A 24,680-nucleotide genomic window follows, 5' to 3' on the forward strand; every position below is an offset into this window, starting at 1 on the left:
GGATGACCCCATGTCACTCCCGCACGCGATCCTCACCGCCCTGCTCGAGAAGCCGTCGTCGGGGCTGGATCTGACCCGCCGGTTCGACAAGTCGATCGGTTACTTCTGGTCGGCGACGCACCAGCAGATCTATCGCGAGCTGGGAAGACTTGAGGCCAAGGGCCAGATCCGCGCCCTGCCGGCCGCACAGCCCACCCGCGGGCAGAAGAAGAGCTACGAGGTCCTGCCCGCGGGCCGTGCCGAACTGGCGCGGTGGACGGCCGCGTCCCACGACCCCAAGCCGCACCGCGACGCCATGCTGCTGCGGCTGCGCGCTGCCGCGGTCGTCGGCACCGCGGGGCTCGAGGCCGACCTGCACCGCCATCTCGACCTGCACCGGCGGCAGTTGGCCGAGTACGAGGAGATCGAGAAGCGCGACTTCCCGCCCGGCGAGCACAGCGCGCAGGCCAGGCTCCAGCATCTGGTCCTGCGCGCGGGCATCGAACTGGAGACCTTCTGGACCCAGTGGCTCACCGAGGCCCTGGAAGAGCTGCCGGTGGTGGAGGACCCGGACACCGGGCGGATGCCGTAGGGCCTGTCAGGTCCGTTGTCGGTCCGTTGTCGGTTCCTGTCGTCCTAGAGCCGGTGCGGCTTGGAGCGTCGGCGGAGGAACCAGGCCGCGCCGATCACGCCGGTGCCCACCAGCGCGCCGCCCACCGCCATGGTGACGGGGCCGGCGTCGCGGGCCGCGCCGCCGAGTCCGCCCATGACCCCGCGCGAGGGCGAGGCCGTCGCGCGGATCGTCGGGGTCGAGGGGGCGGACACGATCACGGACTGGGTGCCCGCCGTGTTCCCGTTGGAGCACACGACGACCACGGTGTACGTGCCGGGGGAGACGTTCGACCAGGCGGCGGACTGGCTGACGGTCGTCCCCGACAGTGCCACCTGCCGCCCCTGGGAGAAGTTCGCCTGGCCGCTGTTGAGCAGGGACGCGGTGCCCCAGCTGCCGTTGATCAGCGTGCAGGCGCCGGTCACCACCGACACCGTGGAGCCGGTGGTGCTGACGGAGATGCCGGAGACCGCGGAGGCCGGCTGGACGGTGGTGGCGAGCGGCAGCGCGGCGACTGCTGCCAGGGTCAGTCCTGAGCGGACGACGAGGAAACGGGAAGTGCGCATCGGATGTCCTCCGGCGGCACGGTTGGCGGTACATCCCTTGCGCCGCCGAGGGGTTGGGTACGCCCGTGCTGCCTCAGACGCAGCCAACGCGCCCCGCGCCGGTCCCGCATGCGGACCGCGACCGGGCAGGTGACGGATTCCTTCGGACGGCCCAGGCGCGGACGTTCAGCCGCCCGCCCCGGTGGTCACCGTCCGCTCGGCCGAGAACGCCCCCCAGGTGCCGTCCGGCAGCCGGGCCCGCAGCCGTACCCGGTGCTCCACCCCTTTCTCCCGCCCCGCGTAGAAGCTGTACGTCGCCCGCCCGCGCGGCGGCGTCCCGCCCCAGACCAGCGAGGTGGCCGCCTGTCCGTCGAGCTGGATCTGGTACTCCGTGACCACCCCGTCCACCCGCGGCGCCACCCAGGACAGGTCGAGGTAGTACGCGCCGTCGCCGTCGAGCCGGGCCGTCGCGCGGAAGTCGTCGGGGGCGGTGTCCGAGCCCTCGTCGGTGCCGGGAGGCGTGGTCAGGCGCACGGGCGCTCCGGCGGGCGAGAGGTTGTCGGCCGCGTCCCGCGCCCGGACGGTGAAGGAGTACCGGGTACCCGGCCGTAGCCCCGTCACCACCGTCGCCGTCTGGCCCCCACCGACGCCGTGCACCTTGGTACCGCCCTGGTAGACGTCGTACGACACGACCTTCCGGTCGTCGGTGGAGGCCGACCAGGACAGCTGGACCGCCCGGCTGCCGGCGGCCCGGCCGGTGAGCCCGCCCGGCCGGGTCGGCGCCGAGCGGTCCGCCGCGACCGCCGCCGTGGTCGTGGCCCGCACCTCCCGGCTGCTCGGCCCGAGCCGCCCGTCGGCGTTCCGGGCCCGCACGGTGAAGACGTACGCCGTGGCGGGGGCCAGCCGGACGACGTCCAGCATGTGCGCGGAGCCGGGCACGTCCGCGACCTTCGCACCGCCCCGGTAGACCTCGTACGAGGCGACCGGCGGGTCCCCGGAGACCGCGTTCCACATGACGTGCACGCTGGTCGCGCTCCCCGCCTCGGCGGTGACCCCCGTCGGGGCGCCGGGCGCCCGTCCCTCGTCACCGCCGCCCGCGGCGCACCCGCACGACAGCGTCAGAACCAGTCCGCACAGCACTACGCGTCGCACGGCTTCGCCTCCCGGCCCGGTGCGGGAATTGGTCCGGACCAATATCGCGCGCTGGCGCGAACACATCAAGGGGGGCGGCCCTCCGGGGGTGTGGTGACCCGAGAGGAAGGCCACCGCGGAAGGGCCGTCCCGCGTGACCGATCCCGAAAGTTACGTATGCTGAAGCTTCTCCCGGCATGAACTCTCCCTCTGGGGCGTCGAGTTCACGCCGGCGGCGCGGACCGCTGTCGTCGCTGATCCCGCGCCGGCGGGGCGGCCGGGCGGCCGGTGCCGAGACGCGCACCGGCCCCCCGTCCCCTGTCAATGCCTCAGAAGAGTGCACCGTACGGCCCCCTCGGGGTGGCCCCGGGAGGCGCCCCGCACCAGATTGGGCTGGGTGTCCGTCACCGTCGTCCCACGAGAGGGTCCCGAATCGTGCGCGCCCAGTCGCTGACACTGGCCGCGGCCGGCCTGGTTCTGCTGGCCCCGACCACCTCATCCGTCACCGCCCGCCTGGCCTCGGCCGCCTCCGGGGCCCCCGCGCCGCGGCAGGAGGGTTCCGTTCGCGCCGCCGACCTCCTGGCCCGGGTCCGTGACTGCGTCCCCGTCTCCCGCGGCCGCTATCGCACCGACGACGGCTCGCCCGCCACCGTCCCCGTCTGCGGCACCCGTGAAGCGGTCTTCTGGAAGGCCGACATGGACATCGACTGCGACGGGCGCCCAGGCCGGTACTGCAACGGCTCCACCGACGCGCTGTTCTCCGACGCCACCGCCTTCACCCAGTCCGACGGCCGCTATCTGAGCGCCGACACCCTGCCTTACATCGTGGTGCCCGGGGTGAGCGCCATCTGGAGCTACCGTGACCACGGGGTGCGCGGCGGCTCGGTCGCGGCGGTCGTCTACCGGGACCGGGTGCAGTACGCGGTCGTCGGTGACGTCGGACCCAGCGGCATCATCGGTGAGGCCTCGTACGCCACCGCCAAGGCCCTCGGCATCCGCCCCGACCCGCACGGCGGCGGCACGCCGTCCGGTGTCACGTACATCGTCTTCAAGGACTCCCGGGCCACACCGATCGAGAGCCACGCGTCGGCCGTGGCGGTGGGGGAGCGGCTGGCGCGTCTGTTCGTCCGGGGAGCGGCGGAGCCGGCCCGCGGTCCCGCGGGCGGCGGCAAGGACACCGGAGCGCGGACCGACAAGTCCGAGCAGCCCGAGCAGCCCGAGCAGCCCGAGAAGTCCGAGAAGGCCGAGAAGTCCGAGAAGGCCGGGCGCTCCGAGCGGAACGAGCGGTCCGAAGCGCCCGACGGTGACTCGGCGGCGGGCCCGGGGACTGATGCGGGGACGGACTCGGGGACCGATTCCGGGGCGGACTCCGGGGCGGACTCCGGGTCGGGCTCCGGGGCGGACCCGGGGGTGGACACCGACGTGGAGGCGGATCAGGACCAGGACCTAGAGCCGGACCCGGAGTCGGACGAGTCGGACTCCGGTGAGGAGGCGGTGGCCCCGCACCCCGGCATGCAGCGGGGCCGGCCCGTGGAGGCGTTGGAGGCGGAGACCGAGGACGAGTGAACCACCGGGGGGGGGGGGGGGGGGGGGGGGGGGGGGGGCCGCCCCCCCCCCCCCCCCCCCCCCCCCCCCCGGGCGGCACTCAGACCGCCGACCACCCGTCGTCCACCGGCAGGACCACGCCGTTGACGTTGCTCGCCGCGTCCGAGGCGAGGAACACGATCGCGGCGGCCTGCTCCTCCGGCTCGGCCAGCCGGCCGACGTTGACGAAGTGCGGGCCGAGGGCCGTCGGGCCGTGGGCGCCCTGCTCCGCCTCCACCACGATGGACGTCTTCGTCCCGCCCGGCGCGATGGCGTTCGCGCGGATGCCCTTGCCCCGGTACATGACGGCGAGCGACTTGGTCAGCCCCACCACACCGTGCTTGGAAGCGGTGTACGCCGCGCCCGCCGCACTGCCGCGCAGGCCCGCCTCGGAGGCGGTGTTGACGATCGCGCCCCGCCCGGCGGCCAGCATGTGCGGCAGCACCGCGCGGGTGAGCAGGAAGGGGGCGGTCAGGTTGACCCGGATCACCCGCTCCCACTCGGCGTCGCCCACGTCCGCCAGGGCCGACATCCGGTCCATGATCCCGGCGTTGTTAACCAGTACGTCCACCCCGCCGAAGCGTTCCACCGCCGTGGCGGCGACCTGGTCGACGACACCCTGCTCGCCGAGGTCCCCGGCGACGGAGACGGCCGTACCGCCCGCCTCCTCGATCTCCTTGACGACTGCCCGAGCGCCCTCCGTGTTGAGGTCGGCCACCAGGACCCGAGCCCCTTCGGCGGCGAAGGCCAGGGCCGTGGCGCGGCCGATGCCCGAGCCCGCTCCGGTGACGATGACGCTGCGGCCGTCCAGTCCAGTGGCCATGGGGGTGCTCCTAGGGTCCGTGCGCGGTGCGCTGGGTGGGGCGACGAGCCCCGGGGGGCCACACCCTACGACTTAATGTCTGTGAGTGACATAAAGTCGTGGTGAAGAATTCGCGGTACTGACGGGTTCCCGTGAACGGTGACCGAACCGGAGGACTGGATGACCGCATCCCACGGACGCACGGGGCGACCGCCCCTGACCGAGGAGCGCAAGGAGGAGATCCGGCTGGAGATCGCGCGCGCCGCGGTGGACCTGTTCGTGACGCAGGGTGTCTCGGCCACCACCGGCGAGCAGATCGGACAGGCCGTCGGCGTCTCGGCCCGCACCGTGTGGCGGTACTTCCCGAGCAAGGAGAGCTGTGTACGCCCACTGCTGACGGCCGGTATCGACACGATCGCGGCCCGGCTGCGGGAGTGGCGGCCGGGCAGCCCCCTGGGCGAGAGCTTCGCCGAGCACCTGGACGCCGACCAGCGCCTCGTCGGCGGCCCCGACCCCGCCACCGTCGGCGCGCTGGTACGACTGACCCGCACCGAGCCCGCTCTGCGCGCCGTCTGGCTCCAGACCTACGACGAGGCCGAGCCGGCGTTCGCCCGCGCCCTCGCCGACCGCGCCGGGCTGCCGGCCGACGACCTCCGGCCGGCCATCCAGGCGGCGATGCTCAACGCGGCCCTGCGCGCCGCCGTGGAGCAGCACGCCTGGCGTGAAGATGACACCCGTAGCGACCCGGCGGCGGTACGGGCCGGACTGGCGGGAGCCATCCGCGCGGCCCTCGCCATCGCCTCCGAGGGGCTGACCTGACCCGGCGTCACACCTTCCGGTAGCCGTACGCCTCCGCGGCCGCCGCCACCACGGCGTCCAGGTCCGCCCCGGTGGCCGCCGTGACGACCGCGGCCACCGCGCCCTCCACGAAGGGCGCGTCCACCAGCCGGGAGCCGTCGGGGAGTTCGTCGCCCTCCGCGATCAGCGCCTTGACCGTGAGGACCGAGCTGCCCAGGTCGGCCAGGAGGGCGACTCCGGCACCCCGGTCCACGGCGGTCGCGGCGGCGGCGATCAGCTCGGCGCTGGTGCCCAGCCCACCGCCCTCGGTGCCGCCCGCCGCGGCGACGGGCACGGCCTCACCGCCGCCCGCGAGGCCGCGGGCCAGCTCGGCGACGGCCGTGGCCACCGCCGCGCTGTGCGACACGAGCACGATCCCGACCGGCTTGTCAACGCTCATCCGGCCTCGCTCCCCGAGCCGGCCTCGGACAGGCCCGCGATCAGCAGGGCCGACGAGGTGGCGCCCGGATCCTGGTGGCCGATGCTGCGCTCGCCGAGGTAGCTGGCCCGGCCCTTGCGGGCCTGGAGGGGCGTCGTCGCCTCGGCGCCCCGCTCGGCGGCGATGGCGGCGGCGCCAAAGCCGTCGCTGAGGGCGCCGACCGCGGGAACCAGCGCGTCGATCATCGTCTTGTCACCGGGCGCGGCGCCCCCGAGCTGCATCACCGCGTCCACACCGGCGCGCAGCGCCTCGGCGAACTGCTCCTCGCTCACCTCGGCGGCGTCCCCGAGCGCTTTTCCGGTCCGGCGCAGCAGCGTGCCGTACAGCGGGCCGGAGGCGCCGCCCACCGTCGAGATGAGCTGTCGGCCGGCGAGGACGAGTACCGCGCCGGGCGTGTCCGGTCCCTCCTTCTCCAGGATCGCGGTCACGGCCTTGAAACCACGCTGGAGGTTGCTGCCGTGGTCGGCGTCCCCGATGGGTGAGTCGAGGGCCGTGAGCCGTTCCGCCTCGCGGTCGACGGACGCGGCGGTCGCCGTCATCCAACGGCGGAAGAAGTCGGCGTCGAGCACTGGATCTCCTTGCGTGGTCGGTAGGGGCGCGCCGGGCCTTGGCTCACATGCCCCAGCGCAGCCCCGGCGTCCGCACCGGCGCGTCCCACAGCCGCAGCAGCTCCTCGTCGATCTGGCACAGGGTGACGGAGGCGCCGGCCATGTCGAGGGACGTCACGTAGTTGCCGACCAGGGTGCGGGCGACGGCCACCCCACGCTCGCCCAGCACACGCTGTACCTCGGCGTTGAAGCCGTACAGCTCCAGCAGCGGGGTGGCGCCCATGCCGTTGACCAGGACGAGGACCGGGGCGCGCGGTGGCAGGTCGTCCAGGATCGCGTGGACCGCGAAGTCGGCGATCTCGCGGGACGTCATCATCGCCCGCCGCTCGCGGCCCGGTTCCCCGTGGATGCCGATGCCCAACTCCAGCTCGCCGGCCGGCAGGTCGAAGGTCGGGCTGCCCTTGGCGGGCGTCGTGGAGGCGCTGAGCGCCACGCCGAAGCTGCGGGAGTTCTCGTTGACCTGCCGGGCGAGCGCCTCGACCCGCTCCAGCGGCTGCCCCTCGTCGGCGGCGGCGCCGGCGATCTTCTCCACGAAGAGCGTCGCGCCCGTGCCGCGCCGGCCGGCCGTGTAGAGGCTGTCGGTCACCGCCACGTCATCGTTGACCAGCACTTTCGCGATCTGGATGCCCTCGTCCTCGGCCAGCTCGGCGGCCATGTCGAAGTTGAGGACGTCGCCGGTGTAGTTCTTCACGATGAACAGCACCCCGGCCCCGCTGTCCACGGCCGCCGCCGCCCGCACCATCTGGTCCGGCACGGGTGACGTGAACACCTCACCCGGGCAGGCCGCCGAGAGCATCCCGGGTCCCACGAACCCCCCGTGCAAGGGCTCGTGCCCCGAGCCGCCCCCGGACACCAGCCCCACCTTCCCGGCCACTGGGGCGTCCCGCCGCACGATCACCCGGTTCTCGACGTCCACGGTCAGCTCGGGATGCGCCGCCGCCATCCCCCGCAGCGCGTCCGCGACCACGGTCTCCGGGACGTTGATCAACATCTTCACGGGTACCTCCTGGTGAGCCTGGAAGATGAGCGCGTCTGCCCTCCATTTTTTCAGGTCGGATCACGTTGGGCTAGTCAACGATCTCGGCGGTTCGGGTCCGACGCGGGGGGCCGGGCCGGGAGGACGAGTGACGTCGCGTCAGCTCCAGGGATCCGTGGGTGCCGGGTCGGTCCGGGCCCGGCCGTGCCCGGGTGCGGGACCTCCGGTCACGGCAGGACCTGGATCTTCCGGCCCTTTCCGGCCTGGAACTGCGCCAGGGCTCCGGCGTAGTCCTCCAGCGGCAGCCGGTCGCTGATGAAGATCTCCGGGTCCAGCACCCCGGCGGCGAATAGTTCGGCGGCGCGCTCGTAGCTGTGCAGCACCGCCATCGAGCCGGTGATGGTGATCTCCTGGTTGTAGATCCGGTACGGGTCGATGGTGGCCCGGGCCGCGTAGTCGGCGACGCCGAACTGGAGGTACGTACCCCCCTTGCCGACCCGGCCCAGGGCGTCCTGGATGGCGCGGGCGTTGCCGGTGGCGTCGATGACCACGTCCCAGCCGCGCGGGCGCTCGAGCGCGTCGGCGGTGGTCACCGCGTTGCTGCAGCCGAGGGTGCGGGCGGTGGTGAGCCGGTCCTCGTTGAGGTCCACCATGTCGACCGTGGCCGCGCCGGTGCGCTTGGCGAGTTCCAGCATCATCAGGCCCATGGTGCCCGAGCCGTAGATGAGCACATGGGTGGCGAGCGAGCTGCGCAGGATGTCGTAACCGCGCACCGCGCAGGACAGCGGCTCGATGAGGGCGGCGTCCTCGGTGCGGACGTGGTCGGGGAGCCTGACGCAGTTGGCCGCGGGGGCGGCCGTGTACTGGGCCGCGCCGCCGGGCACGGTGACGCCGATGGCGTTCCAGCGCTCGCACAGGTTGCCGCGTCCTATGCGGCAGTAGTGGCACTCGTGGCAGTAGAGGGAGGGGTCGACGGCGACCCGGTCGCCGGCCTTCAGATCCCGTACCCCGGATCCCAGGGCGACGACCTCGCCCGCGAACTCGTGCCCGGGCACGATCGGCAGGGTGGGGGCGAACTCGCCCTGCAGGATGTGCAGATCGGTGCCGCACAGGCCGCAGGCCGAGACCTCGATCACCACCTGCCCGGGTCCCGGTGTCGGGTCGTCGACGGTCTCGACGCCGACCTGGCCGGGTGAGCTGATGACGGCTGCTTTCACTTGACTGCTCCGAGGGAGAGGCCCTGGACCAGCTTGTCCTGGGCGGCGAATCCGGCGACGAGCACCGGCAGGGAGATGCAGACGGCGGCGGCGCACACCTTGGCCAGGAAGAGGCCCTGGCTGGTGACGAAGCCGGTGAGGAACACGGGGGCGGTGCTGGAGACGACACCGGTCAGGACCCGGGCGAACAGCAGCTCGTTCCAGCTGAAGATGAAGGAGATCAGCGCGGTCGCGGCGATGCCGGGGGCGACGACCGGTGCGACGATCCGCGTGAGCGTGGTGGGCAGCCCGGCGCCGTCGATGGAGGCCGCCTCCAGGATCTCGACGGGGACCTCGGCGAGGAAGGAACGCATCATCCACACCGCGATCGGCAGGTTCATCGAGGTGTAGAGGATGATCAGCAGCGCGATGTTGTCGAGCATGCCGGTGTTCTGCGCGATCAGGTAGATCGGCAGCAGTCCGGCCACCGCGGGCAGCATCTTGGTGGACAGGAAGAAGAACATCACGTCGGTCCACTTGCGTACCGGCTTGATGGACAGCGCGTAGGCGGCCGGGATGGCCAGCACCAGCACCAGCAGCGTCGAGATGACGCTCGCGGAGAGGGAGTTGATCAGCGGCGGCCAGGGGGAGACACCGGTGCTCGCGCCGAAGAACTCCCGGTAGCCCTGCAGGGTCAGCGGCGCCCCCACGCTCGGCGGGTTGGTGGCGGCGTCCGACTCGCTGTGCAGCGAGGTGAGCACCATCCAGGCGACCGGGAGGAAGAACGCGATTCCGCAGAGCCAGGCCAGCAGCCCGAGCACACCCCGCTTGCCCGGTGCCGCGGAGCCCCGTTCGGTGCGGCGCCGCGGGGCCGTGGTGATCGTCGCGGCCATCAGCGGATCTCCTCTCGGAACAGCGATGAGACGGTCCTCAGCGCGAAGGTGGCCACGACGAGGGAGCACAGCACGACGATGACCCCCTCCGCGGAGGCCTGGCCGTAGTCATGGGCCTGGTAGAAGGTCTCGTAGACCGTGTAGGGCAGGTTGGCGGTGCCCAGACCGCCGGCGGTGAGCGTGAAGACGGCGTCGAAGTTCTGCACCACGTAGACGCAGCCGAGCAGCGCGGCCAGCTCCAGATAGCGGCGCAGGTGCGGGAAGGTCAGGTAGCGGAACACCTGCCAGGTGGTCGCGCCGTCCACGCGGGCGGCCTCGACGGCGTCCATCGGGCGGCTCTGCAGCCCCGCCAGCAGGATCAGCATCATGAAGGGCGTCCACTGCCAGATCAGCGATGCCTCCACGGACATCAGCGGCAGCGACGACAGCCAGTCGGGCTGCGGTGGGGTGTCGCTGCCGAACAGACTCCACAGCCAGGTCAGGGTGCCGTTGATCAGCCCGTAGGTGGCGTTGTACAGCGCGTGCTTCCACAGCAGCGCGGAGGCCACGGGCACCACGAGGAACGGTGTGATCAGCATCGTGCGGACGATGCCGCGGCCGCGGAACTGCCGGTCCAGCAGCAGAGCCAGCCCGAGGCCCAGCAACAGGCTGACCAGGACCACGCCGAGAGTCAGTGTGACGGTCGTCAGCAAGGAGGAACGCAGCTGAGGATCCGTCACCGCATCCTGGTAGTTCTGCAGGCCCGCGAAGCCCCGGTCGTCGGGGTCGAGGGCGTTCCAGCGCATGAACGAGATCACCACGGTGCCGACGAACGGCAGCTGGGTGACCACGATCATGAAGATCAGCGCCGGGAGCAGCGGGGCCCGCCGGGCCCATGCCCCGCGGGATCGCCGTGGAGGTGCCGCGGGTTTCGCGGTCCGCGGCGCTCGGGCACGTGTGGTGAGCGAGTGAGTGGTGGTCATCGGTGTGTCTCCGCTGTGTTCCCGCTTCCCGGTCCCATGCGTGGGGACCGGGAGACGGGAGCGTCGGGTGGATCAGGACGAGGGGTCACTTGTCCGCGTACTCGGCGGCGACCTTCTCGGCCAGGGCCTGGCCGGTCTTCAGGGCCTGCTCGACGCTGGTCCGGCCGGCGATGGCGGAGCTGATCTCCTGGGAGACCTGTGTGCCCAGGTCCGTGAACTCGGGGATGCCGACGAACTGGATCCCGGGGGCGGGCCGGGGCTGCATGCCCGGGTTCTGCGGGTCGGCCGCCTTCAGCGCGTTCGCGGTGGCGTCGGCGAAGGCCGAGGCGGCGGCGACGTACTGCTGGTTGGCGTACGTGGAGGTCCGCTTGCCCGCCGGGACCCGGGACCAGCCCAGCTCCTTGCCGACGAGCTCCTCGTACTGCTTGCCGGACGCCCAGGAAATGAACTTCCACGCGTCGTCCTGGTTCTTGCTCGCCTTCTGCAGGCCCCAGGCCCAGGTGTAGAGCCAGCCCGAACTCTTGGTCTGCTCGACCGGCGCGGGCGCGTAGCCCACCTTGCCGGCCACCGGCGACTCGTCGGATTCGAGTGACCCGGCGGCGGAGGTCGCGTCGTACCACATGGCGACCTTGCCCTGCTGCATGTTGTTGAGGCACTCGGTGAATCCGGACTGAGGGGCGCCCGCCTCACCGTGGGCGCGGACGAGGTCGACATAGAACTTGGTCGCCTTGGTGAAGGCGGGGCTGTCGACCTGGGCCTTCCAGTCCTCGTCGAACCAGGTGCCGCCCATGGTGTTGACCATCGTGGTCAGGGGAGCCATCACCTCACCCCATCCCGGCAGACCGCGCAGGCAGATGCCCTTCATCCCGGGCTTCGCGCCGTCGGCCTCGGCCGCCAGCTCGGCCACCTGCTGCCAGGTGGGGTTGGCCGGCATGGTCAGCTTCTTCTCCTGGAAGACGTCCTTGCGGTACATCAGGAAGGACGACTCGCCGTAGAACGGCTCGGCGTATATCTCACCGGACGCCGTCAGGGACTCCTGCATGGCGGGCAGGATGTCGCCCTGGTCGAAGGCGGTGTCCTGCTTCGTGTACGAGGTGAGCGGGGCGAGCCAGCCGTTCTCGGCGTAGATCGGCGTCTCGTAGTTGCTGATCGTCGCCACGTCGTACTGACCGGCCTGACTGGAGAAGTCCTGGCTGATCTTGTCGCGGACGTCGTTCTCGGGCAGCACCGTGAAGTTGACCTTGATACCGGTCTCCTTGGTGAAGTTCGCCGCGGTGAGTTTCTGAAGGTCCACCATCTGCGGGTTGTTCACCATCAGGACGTTGATGGAGTGCGAGCCGGAGCCGCCCCCCGAGCCGCCGGCGCCGGCACACGCCGTGAGCAGTGCGCCGCACACGGCCAGCGCGCCCAGCGGCACAGCGCGCCGCCGCGGAGAAGTGGGTCTTGAATTCATGATCGTCCCTTTCATGAAATGTCGGATGCGGGCAGATAGGGGAGAGGAGGGGAGAGGAGGGGAGAGGAAGGGAGAGGAAGGGAGAGGAAGGGAGAGGAGGGGAGAGGAAGGGAGAGGAGGGAGGGGAGGGGAGCGCGGGATCGGATCGGCGGATCGGGTGGGCAGGTGTCTCGCCGTCGGGGCAGGGGGTGCCGTCAGGGCGGCTGCGGCGGATCCGCCCATGGTGGAAGGGGAGTGGGCTGAGCTGGTCAGACCCGGTGGACGCGAGGTCCCATCAGTGAGTAGCGGTGCGCCTCGGCGCTCGACAGGCCGGTGTCGGTGACGATCGCCTCGAAGTCGCCGACCTCCGCGAAGCGGCAGAAGCTGCTGGCGCCGAACTTGCTGTGGTGCCCCATGAACACCCGTCGGCGCGACGTGGCCAGTGCCTGGGACTTGACGTCGGCCACCACGGGATCGGGGGTGGTCAGGCCGAGTTCCCGGGAGATGCCGTTCGACCCGATGAACGCCAGGTCGATCACGAAGCCCTGGAGCATGGCGCAGGCCCACGATCCCACCGTGGCCAGTGTCCGGGCCCGGACACGGCCTCCGAGGAGCAGCACGGTGAGCTGCGGGGAGTCCACGATCGCGGCCGCGGTGGACAGCGACGCGGTGACCACGGTCAGGGGCCGGTCGCCGGGGAGGAGCGCGGCGAGGAGCTGCGGGGTGTAGCCCTCGTCCACGAACACGGTCTCCGCCTCGCCGAGGAGCTTGACCGCCTCCGCGGCAATCCGGCGCTTGTCCCTGACGTGCAGGTTCTCCCGCTGGGCGAGGCCCGTTTCGAAGCCGGCGCCTTCGACGGGATAGGCGCCGCCGTACGTGCGACGGAGCAGGCCCCTGCGTTCCAGCACGCTCAGATCGCGTCGCACGGTCTCCGGCGCGACAGCCAGGTCGACGGCCGTGGTGGTGACCTCGACACGTCCCTGGTGACGGGCGAGCGCGAGAATCCTGTTCTGCCGTTCTTCGGCGTTCATCGCGATCACCTCGCTTCCGTACCGGTCCAGGCACGGCGCGCCCGGTCTTGCCGCACATTTATACCAACGGCTTTTTGGGACCAAGCGGCCCGCAATGGGCACGAAACTGCCCGATGATGCCCGATGCGATGTGGTGAAACGCCAGTTCAGAGGCGTGCCGCGCAGTCTGTGGCGCTTTTCGATGCCCATGTCGAACCTGTTCTGTGTCCGGTTCGGGCGGGCGGCGCACCGTGACCGGCCGCATCGCGGCTCGGCGAACGCCTGGGGCCGTCCGGGGCGGGACGACTCGGGATGCCTGATCGGTCGCGAAACGATGTTTCCGCCGGCTCGGCAGTCGCGCTGGTGCCGGTCTCGTTCCCGGTGTCGGATGATTCCGGGGAGGCCGGCGGAATACATGACGGAATGTGTCAGGTATGGCCCTGAAGACTGGGACCTGTCCGAACCCTGGTCCGATACTTCAGGAGTACGTATGAGCAGCCGACCGGCCCCGTTTCCCGCCGGAGACGAAGAGCCCCGGCACGAGGACCCCGAGCTGCCCGGGCGGGCCTGGCTCGGCGTGGTGTCGGCCGAGCACGCGCGGCACGGAGCCCGGCACGGCTGGATCCAGCTCAACCACGGCGACCGCCGCAACCTCGCCCGGATGAGCCGGGGCGACGGCTTCGTCTTCTACTCGCCGACCGAGCGCAAGGGCGACAGGAACAAGCTGCGCGCCTTCACGGCGCTGGGGGTGATCGCCGACGACGAGCCGTTTCTCGCCGACGAGTTCATGCCGATGGGCGCCAAGGGAACCGTGCGGCCTTGGCGCCGAACCGTCGACTTCGAGGACGTACACGCCATCGACCTGCGTGCCGTCACCGGCGCCCTGACCCTGACCCGGGAGCCGAACTGGGGGTACGGACTGCGCTTCGGCCTGGTGCCGCTGGCGGTCGAGGACTTCGCGCTGCTCCGCGCGGAGATGGCACAGCGATGACAGCGGGATCGCAGAGGGACGACAGAGGGACGGGAGAGAGATGACAGAGGAGGTGCGCTGAGGGGGACCTGTCGTCTAGGGGCGCAGGATGAGCCGGCCCTGGACATGACCGGCCTCGCTCTCCTCATGCGCCTCGGCGGCGTCGGCGAGGGGGCGGGTACGGGCGATACGCAGCCGCAGCCGGCCGTCGGCGGCCAGCCGGGCGTGCTCGGTGAGGGCGGCCACGGAGTCGGTGCGTGCGCCGCTGTCGAAGAAGACGACACCGAGGTCCGCCGCCTGCGGATCGGCGATGGTGACGATCCGGTCGGTGGTCCCGCGCAGCTCGATCGAGACCGGCAGATCTCCCGCACCGGCCGCGTCGAACACCGCGTCGATTCCCCGCGGTGCGGCGGCCCGCACCCGGTCGGCCAGGCCTTCGCCGTAGGCGACGGGCAGCGCGCCGAGAGACCGCAGATGGTCGTGGTTGGCGGGGGACGCGGTGCCGATGACCGTGACCCCCTCGGCCACCGCCAACTGCACGGCGAGCGAAGCGACCACACCGGCCGCCCCGTGCAGCAGCAGCGTCTCGCCCTTCGTGAGCCGGAGCAGCTCCAGGACACCGCCGGCCGTCTCACTGGCCACGGGCAGCGCGGCGGCCGTCTCCCAGTCCAGCCCGGCGGGCTTGGCGGCCATCCGGCGGACCAGGGCATGGGTCGCGTAGGCGCCGCCCTCCGTCCAGCCGAGCACCTCGTCCCCGACCGAGAACCCGGTCACCCCCTCGCCCAGCTCGTCCACGACACCCGCGGCCTCCAGCCCGGGGATCGCGGGGAGGGAGGGGGCCAGGAATGGCATCCAGCCGCGGCGGATCTTGTGGTCGACGGGATTGACGGCGGCGGCCGTCACCTTGATCCGCACCTGGCCGGGACTGGGGTGCGGCTCCTCGACCTCCGTGAACCGCAGCACCTCGGGGCCGCCGTACTCCTGGTAGACGATCGCCTTCATGTCCTTCACTTCCTCATCGGTAGGGCCACACGAAGCCGCCGACGGGCGGCTCGGGGCAACGGCTCCATGCTGCGTCGGCACCCTCGCCGCCCGGCTGTCCTTTCGACCGGATCGACCTGGCCGAAAGGACAGCCGGGCCGCCGGAGCGGCTGGCTACGCTGGTGTTCATGGACCTGACCGGAGCCGTCGACGTGATCCGGGCGCCCCTGAGCGAGACGCTGCCGACGCTCTCCGCCCTGCTCACCGAGGCCATCCCGCACACGGCGGCCGCGGAACTGTCCAGCAACTGCTCGTACTCGCCGTTCAAGACCCATGGCGCGGCCCCGGGCGGGCCCGGATCCGCCATCACCACCGCCGACGTGGCGGCGCTTGGGCAACTGGTGCCGGTGCGCGGGACCTGGCAGGGGCGGACCCGGTTCGCCGGCGCCGAGGTGCCCGTCCTGGTGCTCGCCAGCGACCTCACCGAGCGGGGCGCCCTGCTGGTCCTGGTGCGCACCGACGACACCCCCGTCACGGCGGACCGGCTCGCGACCGCCCAAGCGCTGTGGGATCTCGTGACCGCGCACCGGGAACGCATGGTCGCGGAGGCCGTCCCGGGACCGCTGGCCCAGTCACGGGCGGCGGCCGCGGCCCGCGCGGCGGCCATCGCCGAGCTGGGCGACGCGCACGGCGCCGCCCTGACCGCCCTGCTCGGCATCCTGCGCGACCGCGATCTCGACGACGCGGCGGCCCGGGCGCGGGCCGGGGACCTGGCCGTCTCCGCGCTGATCGACTCACGGACCCAGGGCGAAACCGACCAGGCGCTGGTGGAGGAGCGGACGGACCACGCCTTCGCCCGGCTCGCCGACTCGCTCCGCCCGTTGCTGCGCGCCCGGGGCGTACGGCTGGACCTGGGCACCCCGGGTGCGGAGGAGGGCGCGGACCGGCTGCTGCCCTCCGACGTGACGAACATGGCGCGGGCCGCCGTACGCGCCGTCGTCCACGCCGCGCTCGACGACCAGGGCCGGGGGACCGGGCGGGACGGCGAGGACCAGGCCGTACACCGGGTCCACCTCGCCTGGCGGGCCGACGCGGAGGAACTGCGCGCCACCGTACGCGACGACGGACCCGGCATCCTCTCGCGCGCCGCGCTGGACACCCGCCGGGTCGGGGAGCGGCTGTCGGCGCTGGGCGGACGGTTCGACCTGGACGCGGTGCCCGGCTGGGGTACGACGGTGACCGTGCGAGTGCCGCTGGCCCCGCAGCAGACACCGCGCGAGGATCCGCTGACGGCACTCGGTGCGCGGGAACTGGAAGTACTGGGCCACCTCGCGCGCGGACGCCGTAACCGGGACATCGCCCAGGAGCTGCACATCAGCGAGTCCACGGTGAAGTTCCACGTCGCGAACATCCTGGAGAAGCTGGGCGTCAGCTCCCGGGGCGAGGCCGCCGCGCTCGCCCACACCTGGGGCGCGGCCTCGGCGTGATGGCCCCAGGTAGAGAGGTGACCCGTATGGAATGGACCCTTGAGGTGATCGTCGTGCCGGTCACGGAGGTGGACCGGGCCAAGACCTTCTACACGGAGCAGTGCGGCTTTCACGCCGATGTCGACGTGTCTCCGTTTCCGGGAGTCCGGTTCGTCCAGCTCACCCCGCCCGGCTCCCGGTGCTCCGTCGTCATCGAGAGCGGCACTCCGGATTCCCCCGGCCGGCCGAGGATGGCCCCCGGCTCGCTCCAAGGACTTCAGCTCTGTGTCACGGACATCGCCGCGGCCCGGGAGGAGCTGGTGAGCCGTGGGGTCGAGGTGAGTCCGGTCCTGCACGTGGGGCCGTCCGGCTGGGAGGAGGGCGAGAGCGAGGAGACCTGGAACTCCTTCCTCTTCTTCAAGGACCTGGACGGCAACGGCTGGGCGGTCCAGCAGGCCCCGGCCCCACTCGCACAGCGCTGACGGCACCCGGGCCGAGCCGGCGCCCACCCCTCGAACGCGGCTGTCACCTGCCGTGCCCACTCCCGTACAGTGCGTGGTGCCCGTGCTCCGTTCCGCCGGTCCCGGCGGTCGACCAGGAGAAGAATCATGGACCACAAGCCGGGTCTCGGCTCTCTTCCGTACGCTCCCGGCGCGGGCGCTCAAGGTGACGCCCAAGGTGACGCCCAAGGTGACGCCCAAGGTGGCGTTCAAGGTGGCGCGCAAGGTGTGGGGCGGCCGGTCCCCGAGGCCGAGCCGGGACTCGTGCGGCGGTGGCGTTCGGGGGGAGGCGAACTGGTCGAGCTGCTGTCCCAGGTGCGTGAGCGGCTGGGCGGCGTCGCGGCGTTCCGCCTCGGGCCGGCAGCCCCGACCGTTCTCGTCACCGACCCGCAGGCGGTCCAGCACGTACTCGCCCGCCACCCGGAGCGGTACGTCAAGCGCTCCCACCGCGCCCGACTGCTGATCGGCGACGGAGTCCTCGCCGCCACCGGTACGGCGTGGAAGCGCCAACGCCGCTTGCTGCAGTCCCAGTTCACCGGAACCGGGATGCGCCGCTACGAACAGCGGATCACCGCGGCGGCCCGGACCACCGCCGGGCGCTGGGACGGGTACGCCCGCACCGGGCAGACCCTCGATGTCGGGCAGGAGATGCGCCGCTTCGCCCTGGACGCCATCTGGCGCTCACTCACCGGGCACCCCCTCGACGACGCGACCGAGCGCGAACTGGCCGCCGTGGCCGCCGTGGCGGCCGCCCTCCCGACCCTGCCCGCCGACGTCAGTGACGCCCAGGACGCCGTGGCCGCCGATCTCGCCCGGATCGACGCGGTCGCCCGGCACGCCATCGAGGCCGCCCGCGGCGGAGCGGCAGGCCCCGACGGCCCGGGCCTGCTGCACGTCCTGATCGACGCCGCCACCGAGCACCCCGAGTACACCGACCGGCTGATCCGCGACGAGCTGGTCACGCTGCTCGTGGCCGGACACGAGACCACCGCCACCACCCTGACCTGGCTCTACCTGCTCCTCGACCGGCATCCCGCCGCCCGCGAACAGGCTCTGGCCGCCGGCGGCGAAGGCTCGGCGCAACGCCGCCAGGCCATCCAGGCCCTGGTGCACGAGACGCTCCGGCTCTATCCGTCCGCCTGGATCCTGCCCCGCCACGCAGCCGAGGACGACACTCTCGCCGGCTACACCGTCGAGGCGGGGACCGACCTCCTGGTCTGCCCGTACCTCACCCATCGCGACCCCGAACTGTGGCCGGACCCTGAGCACTTCGACCCCCAGCGCTTCCGGGCCCCGAACGGTCGGCCCGCCCACCCGGGCGCCTACTTCCCCTTCGGTATCGGCCCCCGCGCCTGCCTCGGTCTGCAGTTCGCGCTCCGCGAATCGACCGCCCTGCTCGAACACCTGCTGCCGGCCCACACCCCGGCCTTCACCTCCACCCCCACGAAGGCGACGTACGGCATCACCGTCCGCCCCGACGGCCCCAGCCCGGCGACCTTGGCGTGACCTTCCCGTCGGCCCCGTGACCGCACCGCCGGTGGGTGGAGCCCCGACCGGGCTCCACCCACCGGGCTCCTCGCGTCGATCCGCTACCAGTGATCATTCGCAGTGCTCCGGCTTTCAGGCCGGAGGTGAAGCGAATCCTGTGGTCGCGACGCGGAGCGTCGCAGTGGCGTTCCGGCGGAGCCGGACCCTGCTTCGTGACGGTGACGGGTCGCTCACATGTTCCCGGTGACGACATGGGTTCGACTTGCCTGGTGTGATCGTCATGCAGCTTCGGTACGCCTTCAGGTTGTACCCCGACGCCGCTCAGCAGACGGCGCTGGCCAGGGCATTCGGGTGTGCCCGCGTCGTGTTCAACGACGCGGTGCGCGCCCGTGAAGACGCCCGCAAGGCCCAGCAGCCGTTCCCGACGGCCGGCGGCTGGTTGCCGGTGCCGAGGCCGTTCTCGTAGTCGTACTGCTCGATGGCCGCCACCTCGTCGTCGGCGCTGTACTCCTTGCGCTCCTTCCAGGTGTAGAACTGCGCCGAGTGGTTCACCGAGCCCCGGTTCCACTTGTCGTTGACGAAGGCGGCGACCTCGCCGAAGACGAAGAAGTTCCGCGCGGCCGCGGCACCGAACTTCTGGGTGACACGCTCCTGGATGGCGGGCAGGAAGCGGCGGTTCCAGGTGACGCGCGGGATGTGTACGGCCGTGTCGACCCGGAAGCCGTCGACGCCCATGTCGATGTACTTGTCGTACGCCCCGATCAGGTAGTTCTGGACCGTCGTGCTCTCGGTGTCGAAGTCGGCCAGGTCCTCGTGCAGCCAGCAGGAGCGGGAGTCCTCGCCCTCCCAGTTGCCGATCCAGCACCGGTGGTAGTACGCCTTCGGGAACATGCCCGATGTCGGGCTCGGCCACTGGCAGTTGTAGATCGTGTAGCCCTCGGCGCTCCTGCCGCCGGTGGGCACGCCCCAGTTGACGCAGGTGTTGCCGGTGGGCTCGGCGGTGGACCACAGGTCGCCGTTGTAGTACGACTTCCCGGACTTGGGCTCGACGGTCAGGCCGTCGTACTCGAAGCCCTCGTTCTTCTCGTCGTAGTACCAGCTCCACTGGGAGTCCCGGACGCCGTACACGGTCGGGGTGAACAGGCCCTTGGCGCCCCAGCGGGAGCTGCGGTTGTAGACGACGTCCTGGTAGATCTTCATGCCCTTGGCGTGGGCCGCGTTGATCAGGTCCTGGTAGGAGGCGCCGGCCGACTCCAGGCGGGGGTCGACCTTGTAGAAGTCGTAGCCGTGGTAGCCGTGGTAGTCGTAGTCCGAACGGTTGAGGACGACCGGGGTGATCCAGACGGCCGAGAAACCGATCGCCTTGATGTAGTCGAGCTTCTCGACGAGCCCTTTGAAGTCCCCGCGGAACATGGGGTCGTCGTTGGCCGCGTTGCCGGACTTCACGTGCTGGCTGCCGCCCCGGTCGTTGGAGCTGTCGCCGTCGTGGAAGCGGGCGGTGAGGACGAAGTAGATCGGGTCCTTGCGGGGATCGGTGCCGAGCGGGGTGCCCGGATCCGGGGCCGGGGCGCTCTCCCCGGTGGTGGCGCTCGCCGTCGCGGAGGCCGGCGACGTGTTCCCGGCCGCGTCGACCGCCTTCACGGAGTAGGGAACGCGCCAGGGAAGGCGCCACGGGATCACCGGACGAAAACCGTTCCGGAAACGGACGACCCCGGTGGCAGGATGCCGGGCGGGGAACCGATTCACCGAGGCGGCGGGGGCGTGCGTGGCAGGGACGGTGCTGGAAGCGCTGGACACCGTGTCGTGGGAGGGGTTGGAGCCGGCGCTCGGCCTCCACCCGGCCAAGGAGATGCGGCGCGCGCTGCGGGGGCTGGCCCTCAAAGGTGGGGCGGCCACCGAGGACGACTGCTACGCGCTGTTCGACTGCTTCGCTCTCGGCACCCGGCGCCTGCCCTCCCTCTCGGTCGCCGCGCTGCCGTTCGTCGTCGCCCTCGCCGGTGATCCGGACATGGGGGCCCGCGCCACGCTCGTCGAACTCCTGGTGGGCCTGGCCGAGACGGCGGCCGAAGCCGAACCGGGCGCGGTGGACGCCGGCTGGCACGAGGAGTGGCGACGGCACCGGCCCCGGATCCGGGCGCTGCTCGCCGACCCCCTGCCCCCGGTGCGCAGGGAGGCCCTGCCGCTCGCGCAGGACGTCGACGCCCTGCTGGAGCGCTGGCACACCGAGACGCATCCGACCGTACGGCCGGCCGTGCTGCTGGCGCTGGGTCCCGCGGCGGCCGCCTCCGGCGACGCCGGGGCGGTGGACCGGGTGCGGGCGGTGGTGGCCGAGGTACTGCGGACCGACGGCCCCGTCCTGCGGGTCGCGGCCGTGCACACCCTTGCCGCGTTCGACGTCCGGGCGTCGGTCCGTGCCCTGGACATGCTGGTGGAGGTCCTGTCCGACCCGGCCGTGCGTCCGCGGTTCGAGGAGACCTGGTACGTGCCGGGCGTCGAACCTCCCTACACCCGTGAGGACATCGTCGCCGGGTCGGCCGCGCTGTTCGAGGACGACCCGGACACGGCCCTCTCCTTCGTCGTCCGGCTCATCGCCGCGGCACACCGCGACGGGGACGGCCCGCTGGGCCGGGCCGCGCTGGACGAGGGATGGCGGCTGCTGGTGCTCCGGCCGTCCGTGGCCGGCACACTGCTGCCGCTCGCGGGCGAACTGCTCACCGATCCGGACGACGGCGTACGGTACCGGGCGGCCCACCTGCTCGCGGTGCTGGGGCCGTCGGCGGCGCCGTACGCCGACGCGTTGGCCGCGCTGGTCGACGACCCGGGCGAGGACGAGTGGATCGAGGGCAACGTCGGCGACCAGGCACGCTGGGCGCTGACCCGTATCGGCGACCGGCGCGCCCTGCCGGGTCTGGTCGAGCGGCTGTACGAGCCGTACCGGGGCCAGTACTCCCACGCGTACTGCACGAGCGGTCCCCGGCGGCCCGAGGTCGAGGACGTCCTGATCCCGCTGGGAGCACACGCCGAGGATCTCCTGCCCGCGGTCCGGCGGCTGCTCCGGGACGACGGCGTGGGCGGCCCGCTGACCTGCTGTTTCCTCAGGGCCCTCAAGGAGTGGGGACAGCCCGCCGCACCGGCGCTGCCGGAGGCGGTGGCCCTGCTCGGCGACGCCCGGCACTCGATGGACGCGGTCCACGCGCTGGTGGCGATGGGGCCGGCCGCGGCGTCGGCCGAGGCCGCGGTGCGCCGGTGCACGGTGCTCGACCACCCCGGCAACCATCAGTGGGTGGCCTGGGCCGCCTGGCGTCTCGGCGGCGACCGCGACGCGGCGCTGCGGATGATCGGCGAGGCGGTGCTGACGGAGGAGGCGCCGGGGTACGGACCCGTCGCTCTCCTCGGCGAGTTCGGCCCGACGGCCGCACGCTACGCCGACCGGGTACGGCATCTCATGGAGCACGGCGACACCTGGCTACGGCTGCGGGCGGCGATCGCCCTGTGGTCGATCACGGGCGAGCCGGAGCCGAGTGTCTCGGTCGTGGCGGAGTACATCCGGGCGGAGTACGTCCTGCCGACCGTCGAGAGCGGCGGGCTCTACGGCGTCTTCCACGACGCGCTACGGGCCCTCGCCCGGATCGGCAGGGTCACTCCGGCGGCGCGGGCGACCCTGCGCACGGTACGGGCGGCCGACCGGCGGCTGTCGCCGTACCGGGACTACCGGGCGTTCCTCGACGACGAGGCGATGCGGGCCACGATCGACGAGGTTCTCGCGCTGCCGTGACGTCCCGCAGGCGCGCCCCAATCCGGGGGCGGTCCGGGCCGGTTGCGGCGGAAATCGGGTTCCTCCGTGCGGTGTGCCGCCGATCAGTGGAAGGGCTCGGGCGGGCCGAGGCGCGGCATTCCGTCGACGGCGCACGCCGAAAAACGTGTGAAAAACTGGGATTCATGAATGATTAGCCTATGGTGATCCCGTGCGCGGAATCCTGTTGGCCGGAGGCACCGGCTCGCGACTTTGGCCGTTGACCCGCTCGGTGTCGAAGCAGTTGTTGCCGGTATTCGACAAGCCGATGGTCTATTATCCGCTGTCCACTCTGGTGATGGCGGGAGTGCGGGACATTCTCATCATCACGACCCCCGAAGACCGGAGTCAGTTCCGTCGATTGCTGGGCGACGGAAGCCAACTGGGTCTGCGGTTGGAATACATGACGCAGCATCGCCCGGAGGGAATCGCGGACGCTTTCGTGCTGGGGGCCGATTTCCTCGGTGCCGAGTCCGTCGCCCTGATCCTGGGCGACAACATCTTCCACGGGAGCGGACTCGGCACCCGGCTGGCCCGGCACGACGAACCGAGCGGCGGGCGGGTGTTCGCCTGTCAGGTCGCGAACCCGTCGGCCTATGGCGTGGTGGAGTTCGACGGACTCGGCCGGGCGGTGTCCATCGAGGAGAAGCCCGCCCGGCCCAGGTCCCGGTACGCCGTGCCGGGCCTGTACTTCTACGACAACCGCGCCGTGGAGATCGCCCGCGGTCTACGGCCCAGCGCCAGGGGCGAGTTGGAGATCACCGACCTCAACCGGGTCTATCTGGAGGCCGGGGCGCTCGAGGTGACCCGGCTCGACCGAGGCACCGCCTGGCTCGACACCGGAACCTTCGCGTCCATGGTGCAGGCGTCGGAGTTCGTCCGGGTCGTCGAGGAGCGCCAGGGCCTCAAGGTCGGCTGTGTCGAGGAGGCGGTCTGGCGGGCCGGCCTGATCGACGACGACCGGCTCCGCGAACTGGCGGCACCGCTGCTCAAGAGCGGCTACGGCCACTATCTGCTGGGGCTGCTGGAGGACGCCCGGAACTTCGGCACGGCTCGGAAGGAAGCGATCGCATGAGACCGCTCGGTATCGAAGGAGCTTGGGTGGACACCCCCACGGTGTTCACGGACGACAGGGGCCGGTTCCACGAGTGGTTCAAGGGCGGCACCTTCCACGACGCCATCGGGCAGGGGCTCCGACTCGAACAGGCCAACTGTTCCCGCTCCGCTCGCGGCACGCTCCGCGGCATCCACTACGCGGCGGTCCCGCCGGGGCAGGCGAAGTACGTCACCTGCGTCAGCGGCGCCGTCCTCGACGTGGTGGTCGACATCCGCGTCGGTTCCCCGGGGTTCGGGACCTGGGAAGCGGTGCGGCTCGACGACACGACACACCGCTGCGTCTACCTCTCGGAAGGGCTGGGCCACGCCTTCATGGCCCTGGAGGACAACTCCACCGTCGTCTATCTCTGTTCGGCAGGGTACGCGCCGCAGCGCGAGTTCGGAGTCAACCCCCTCGACCCGGCGCTGGCCATTTCCTGGCCCGACGGTCTCACGCCGCTCCTTTCCGAGAAGGACGCCGTCGCGCCCACGCTGGAGGAGGCCGAGCGGAAAGGTCTGCTGCCGTCGTTCGAGGACTGCGTCGCCTACCGCAGAAGCCTTGTCGGAGGCGCCTGAGCGTTACTCCCGGAACGGGCGCCGAAGGAAACCATGAGGACGGTGCGGAAGGGACTGCTCTGCCGCACGGGTGATTCCTGCCCGTAAAGGCGGGTCGATGATAATCATTCTTTCATTAAGGATGAAGAGTGGGCTCGTCTGTGGCCGCAGGGATGTGGCGAGCAAGTCGAACGAAACGCACGCAGTGCGCGCTTGCCTGTCCGATCCCCTCCCAATCGTGAGGAAGGTTCTCTTGAGCCGTAGAACGAGCCGAGTCGCGCGCCTGAAATCCGCCACCCTGGTGTCGGTGGGCGCTGCTGCGGTGGCACTCAGTGTCACCCCGAGCGCGTCGGCCATCGCCGACGCCATGCAGAAGCCGGGCGTGGGTCGTCAGGTGGCGGTGGCGCTCCCGCGGGGCGTGTCCGAGGCGGCGGTCGCCGACGCGATCCGCCGGGCCGGTGCCCACGGCGCGGCGCCGCTGTCTCCGGACGACACCGCGCGGTACGCCGAGGCCATTGACCGTGGCCCTGACCACCACCGCGGTCCCCAGGGCCCTCGTGGCCCGCGGGGCTACGAGGGCAAGCCCGGTAAGCCCGGCCCGCCGGGTAAACCGGGCAAGACCGGGCCGCAGGGACCGCGTGGCCCGCAGGGGGCGCAGGGGGCGCAGGGGGCGCAGGGGGCCCGGGGTGCCCAGGGCGTGCAGGGTGCCCAAGGTGCGCAGGGCGCGCAGGGAGCCCAAGGCGCTCAAGGTGCCCAGGGCGCGCAGGGTGCACAGGGCGCTGGCGGCGGTGCAGGCGTCCAGGGAGCTCAGGGTGCCCAAGGCGCTCG

The 24,680-nt window shown here is 71.8% G+C and carries 21 protein-coding genes and 3 pseudogenes; 11 read left to right on the forward strand and 13 right to left on the reverse strand.

Annotated elements, in window-relative coordinates; all coding sequences use genetic code 11:
- The first annotated feature begins 10 nt into the window (after window positions 1-10).
- Window positions 11-571 (forward strand): PadR family transcriptional regulator, encoded by a 561-nt coding sequence (locus tag ACZ6D7_RS21170; RefSeq protein WP_469492604.1) that lies wholly within the window; start codon window positions 11-13, stop codon window positions 569-571.
- 44 nt (window positions 572-615) lie between these two features.
- Here the strand turns inward: ACZ6D7_RS21170 and ACZ6D7_RS21175 are convergent, their stop codons facing one another.
- Window positions 616-1,155 (reverse strand): hypothetical protein, encoded by a 540-nt coding sequence (locus tag ACZ6D7_RS21175; RefSeq protein WP_469492608.1) that lies wholly within the window; start codon window positions 1,153-1,155, stop codon window positions 616-618.
- A gap of 165 nt (window positions 1,156-1,320) precedes the next feature.
- On the reverse strand, window positions 1,321-2,286 hold the full coding sequence (locus ACZ6D7_RS21180) for a fibronectin type III domain-containing protein (protein WP_469492611.1): 966 nt from the start codon (window positions 2,284-2,286) through the stop codon (window positions 1,321-1,323).
- Window positions 2,287-2,700: 414 nt separating this feature from the next.
- Between ACZ6D7_RS21180 and ACZ6D7_RS21185 the strand changes: the two are divergent.
- A pseudogene (locus ACZ6D7_RS21185) lies at window positions 2,701-3,402 on the forward strand (glycoside hydrolase family 75 protein); the annotation flags it as partial.
- A gap of 508 nt (window positions 3,403-3,910) precedes the next feature.
- On the opposite strand, the gene ACZ6D7_RS21190 reads toward ACZ6D7_RS21185, so the two are convergent.
- The gene (locus ACZ6D7_RS21190) at window positions 3,911-4,672 is read right to left on the reverse strand and encodes an SDR family NAD(P)-dependent oxidoreductase (RefSeq protein ID WP_469492614.1); all 762 of its coding nucleotides are present in this window, start codon (window positions 4,670-4,672) and stop codon (window positions 3,911-3,913) included.
- A 159-nt stretch (window positions 4,673-4,831) separates the two neighbouring features.
- Between ACZ6D7_RS21190 and ACZ6D7_RS21195 the strand changes: the two genes are divergently transcribed.
- Window positions 4,832-5,470 carry a TetR/AcrR family transcriptional regulator gene (locus ACZ6D7_RS21195; RefSeq protein ID WP_469492617.1) on the forward strand — a complete coding sequence of 213 codons (639 nt, stop codon included), beginning with the start codon at window positions 4,832-4,834 and terminating at the stop codon, window positions 5,468-5,470.
- A 7-nt stretch (window positions 5,471-5,477) separates the two neighbouring features.
- On the opposite strand, the gene ACZ6D7_RS21200 is transcribed toward ACZ6D7_RS21195, so the two are convergent.
- The 8 genes from ACZ6D7_RS21200 to ACZ6D7_RS21235 all read right to left on the reverse strand — a co-directional run bounded on the left by ACZ6D7_RS21200 (window position 5,478) and on the right by ACZ6D7_RS21235 (window position 13,025).
- Entirely contained in the window at window positions 5,478-5,888 is a 411-nt protein-coding gene (locus ACZ6D7_RS21200) for a PTS sugar transporter subunit IIA domain-containing protein (RefSeq protein WP_469492619.1), read from the reverse strand.
- A complete protein-coding gene (dhaL, locus tag ACZ6D7_RS21205) occupies window positions 5,885-6,496 on the reverse strand; it encodes a dihydroxyacetone kinase subunit DhaL (RefSeq protein WP_469492621.1) in 612 nt (203 codons plus the stop codon). Before dhaL ends, ACZ6D7_RS21200 begins: the two co-directional genes overlap by 4 nt.
- Window positions 6,497-6,539: 43 nt before the next feature.
- Complete coding sequence (gene dhaK, locus ACZ6D7_RS21210; protein WP_469492623.1) at window positions 6,540-7,532, reverse strand: dihydroxyacetone kinase subunit DhaK; 993 nt, start codon at window positions 7,530-7,532, stop codon at window positions 6,540-6,542.
- 206 nt (window positions 7,533-7,738) lie between these two features.
- On the reverse strand, window positions 7,739-8,728 hold the full coding sequence (locus ACZ6D7_RS21215; protein ID WP_469492625.1) for a zinc-dependent alcohol dehydrogenase family protein: 990 nt from the start codon (window positions 8,726-8,728) through the stop codon (window positions 7,739-7,741).
- On the reverse strand, window positions 8,725-9,600 hold the full coding sequence (locus tag ACZ6D7_RS21220) for a carbohydrate ABC transporter permease (protein ID WP_469492628.1): 876 nt from the start codon (window positions 9,598-9,600) through the stop codon (window positions 8,725-8,727). Before ACZ6D7_RS21220 ends, ACZ6D7_RS21215 begins: the two co-directional genes overlap by 4 nt.
- Complete coding sequence (locus tag ACZ6D7_RS21225; protein ID WP_469492630.1) at window positions 9,600-10,562, reverse strand: carbohydrate ABC transporter permease; 963 nt, start codon at window positions 10,560-10,562, stop codon at window positions 9,600-9,602. The genes ACZ6D7_RS21220 and ACZ6D7_RS21225 overlap by 1 nt, the downstream gene beginning before the upstream one ends.
- A gap of 85 nt (window positions 10,563-10,647) precedes the next feature.
- Window positions 10,648-12,015: an ABC transporter substrate-binding protein gene (locus ACZ6D7_RS21230; protein ID WP_469492633.1), complete on the reverse strand. Its 1,368-nt coding sequence runs from the start codon at window positions 12,013-12,015 to the stop codon at window positions 10,648-10,650.
- 248 nt (window positions 12,016-12,263) lie between these two features.
- Window positions 12,264-13,025 carry a DeoR/GlpR family DNA-binding transcription regulator gene (locus ACZ6D7_RS21235; RefSeq protein WP_469492634.1) on the reverse strand — a complete coding sequence of 254 codons (762 nt, stop codon included), beginning with the start codon at window positions 13,023-13,025 and terminating at the stop codon, window positions 12,264-12,266.
- Between the two features lie 469 nt (window positions 13,026-13,494).
- Here ACZ6D7_RS21235 and ACZ6D7_RS21240 point away from each other — a divergent pair, with 469 nt between their 5' ends.
- Window positions 13,495-13,995 (forward strand): EVE domain-containing protein, encoded by a 501-nt coding sequence (locus ACZ6D7_RS21240; protein ID WP_469492637.1) that lies wholly within the window; start codon window positions 13,495-13,497, stop codon window positions 13,993-13,995.
- 75 nt (window positions 13,996-14,070) lie between these two features.
- Here ACZ6D7_RS21240 and ACZ6D7_RS21245 read toward each other — a convergent pair whose 3' ends face one another.
- Window positions 14,071-14,976, reverse strand: coding sequence for an NADP-dependent oxidoreductase (locus ACZ6D7_RS21245; protein ID WP_469492640.1), 906 nt, complete (start codon window positions 14,974-14,976; stop codon window positions 14,071-14,073).
- A gap of 167 nt (window positions 14,977-15,143) precedes the next feature.
- Here ACZ6D7_RS21245 and ACZ6D7_RS21250 point away from each other — a divergent pair, with 167 nt between their 5' ends.
- The 4 genes and pseudogenes from ACZ6D7_RS21250 to ACZ6D7_RS21265 all read left to right on the forward strand — a co-directional run.
- Window positions 15,144-16,442, forward strand: coding sequence for a helix-turn-helix transcriptional regulator (locus tag ACZ6D7_RS21250; protein ID WP_469492643.1), 1,299 nt, complete (start codon window positions 15,144-15,146; stop codon window positions 16,440-16,442).
- 26 nt (window positions 16,443-16,468) lie between these two features.
- Complete coding sequence (locus ACZ6D7_RS21255; RefSeq protein WP_469492646.1) at window positions 16,469-16,903, forward strand: VOC family protein; 435 nt, start codon at window positions 16,469-16,471, stop codon at window positions 16,901-16,903.
- A gap of 246 nt (window positions 16,904-17,149) precedes the next feature.
- Entirely contained in the window at window positions 17,150-18,427 is a 1,278-nt protein-coding gene (locus ACZ6D7_RS21260) for a cytochrome P450 (RefSeq protein ID WP_469492649.1), read from the forward strand.
- Window positions 18,428-18,689: 262 nt separating this feature from the next.
- A pseudogene (locus ACZ6D7_RS21265) lies at window positions 18,690-18,842 on the forward strand (helix-turn-helix domain-containing protein); the annotation flags it as partial.
- Here the strand turns inward: ACZ6D7_RS21265 and ACZ6D7_RS21270 are convergent.
- Window positions 18,842-20,056 (reverse strand): annotated as a pseudogene (locus ACZ6D7_RS21270) (alpha-amylase family glycosyl hydrolase); the annotation flags it as partial. The pseudogenes ACZ6D7_RS21265 and ACZ6D7_RS21270 sit on opposite strands and share 1 nt — an antisense overlap.
- 118 nt (window positions 20,057-20,174) lie before the next feature.
- Here ACZ6D7_RS21270 and ACZ6D7_RS21275 point away from each other — a divergent pair.
- From ACZ6D7_RS21275 to ACZ6D7_RS21285, 3 genes are all read left to right on the forward strand, one after another.
- A complete protein-coding gene (locus tag ACZ6D7_RS21275) occupies window positions 20,175-22,184 on the forward strand; it encodes a hypothetical protein (protein WP_469492651.1) in 2,010 nt (669 codons plus the stop codon).
- Between the two features lie 190 nt (window positions 22,185-22,374).
- Window positions 22,375-23,277, forward strand: a complete 903-nt coding sequence (gene rfbA, locus ACZ6D7_RS21280) for a glucose-1-phosphate thymidylyltransferase RfbA (protein WP_469492654.1) — start codon at window positions 22,375-22,377, stop codon at window positions 23,275-23,277.
- Window positions 23,274-23,873, forward strand: a complete 600-nt coding sequence (locus ACZ6D7_RS21285; protein ID WP_469492657.1) for a dTDP-4-dehydrorhamnose 3,5-epimerase family protein — start codon at window positions 23,274-23,276, stop codon at window positions 23,871-23,873. The genes rfbA and ACZ6D7_RS21285 overlap by 4 nt, the downstream gene beginning before the upstream one ends.
- Window positions 23,874-24,680 lie beyond the last annotated feature (807 nt).

The sequence above is a fragment of the Streptomyces sp. NPDC041784 genome (genome assembly GCF_055591025.1).

Excerpts from the sequence above, each read along its gene's own strand:
- ACZ6D7_RS21170 (WP_469492604.1), top strand. The coding sequence starts at position 11 with ATGTCACTCCCGCACGCGATCCTCACCGCCCTGCTCGAGAAGCCGTCG.
- ACZ6D7_RS21175 (WP_469492608.1), bottom strand. The coding sequence starts at position 1,155 with ATGCGCACTTCCCGTTTCCTCGTCGTCCGCTCAGGACTGACCCTGGCA.
- ACZ6D7_RS21190 (WP_469492614.1), bottom strand. The coding sequence starts at position 4,672 with ATGGCCACTGGACTGGACGGCCGCAGCGTCATCGTCACCGGAGCGGGC.
- ACZ6D7_RS21195 (WP_469492617.1), top strand. The coding sequence starts at position 4,832 with ATGACCGCATCCCACGGACGCACGGGGCGACCGCCCCTGACCGAGGAG.
- ACZ6D7_RS21200 (WP_469492619.1), bottom strand. The coding sequence starts at position 5,888 with ATGAGCGTTGACAAGCCGGTCGGGATCGTGCTCGTGTCGCACAGCGCG.
- ACZ6D7_RS21220 (WP_469492628.1), bottom strand. The coding sequence starts at position 9,600 with ATGGCCGCGACGATCACCACGGCCCCGCGGCGCCGCACCGAACGGGGC.
- ACZ6D7_RS21225 (WP_469492630.1), bottom strand. The coding sequence starts at position 10,562 with ATGACCACCACTCACTCGCTCACCACACGTGCCCGAGCGCCGCGGACC.
- ACZ6D7_RS21230 (WP_469492633.1), bottom strand. The coding sequence starts at position 12,015 with ATGAATTCAAGACCCACTTCTCCGCGGCGGCGCGCTGTGCCGCTGGGC.
- ACZ6D7_RS21235 (WP_469492634.1), bottom strand. The coding sequence starts at position 13,025 with ATGAACGCCGAAGAACGGCAGAACAGGATTCTCGCGCTCGCCCGTCAC.
- ACZ6D7_RS21240 (WP_469492637.1), top strand. The coding sequence starts at position 13,495 with ATGAGCAGCCGACCGGCCCCGTTTCCCGCCGGAGACGAAGAGCCCCGG.
- ACZ6D7_RS21245 (WP_469492640.1), bottom strand. The coding sequence starts at position 14,976 with ATGAAGGCGATCGTCTACCAGGAGTACGGCGGCCCCGAGGTGCTGCGG.
- ACZ6D7_RS21250 (WP_469492643.1), top strand. The coding sequence starts at position 15,144 with ATGGACCTGACCGGAGCCGTCGACGTGATCCGGGCGCCCCTGAGCGAG.
- ACZ6D7_RS21255 (WP_469492646.1), top strand. The coding sequence starts at position 16,469 with ATGGAATGGACCCTTGAGGTGATCGTCGTGCCGGTCACGGAGGTGGAC.
- ACZ6D7_RS21285 (WP_469492657.1), top strand. The coding sequence starts at position 23,274 with ATGAGACCGCTCGGTATCGAAGGAGCTTGGGTGGACACCCCCACGGTG.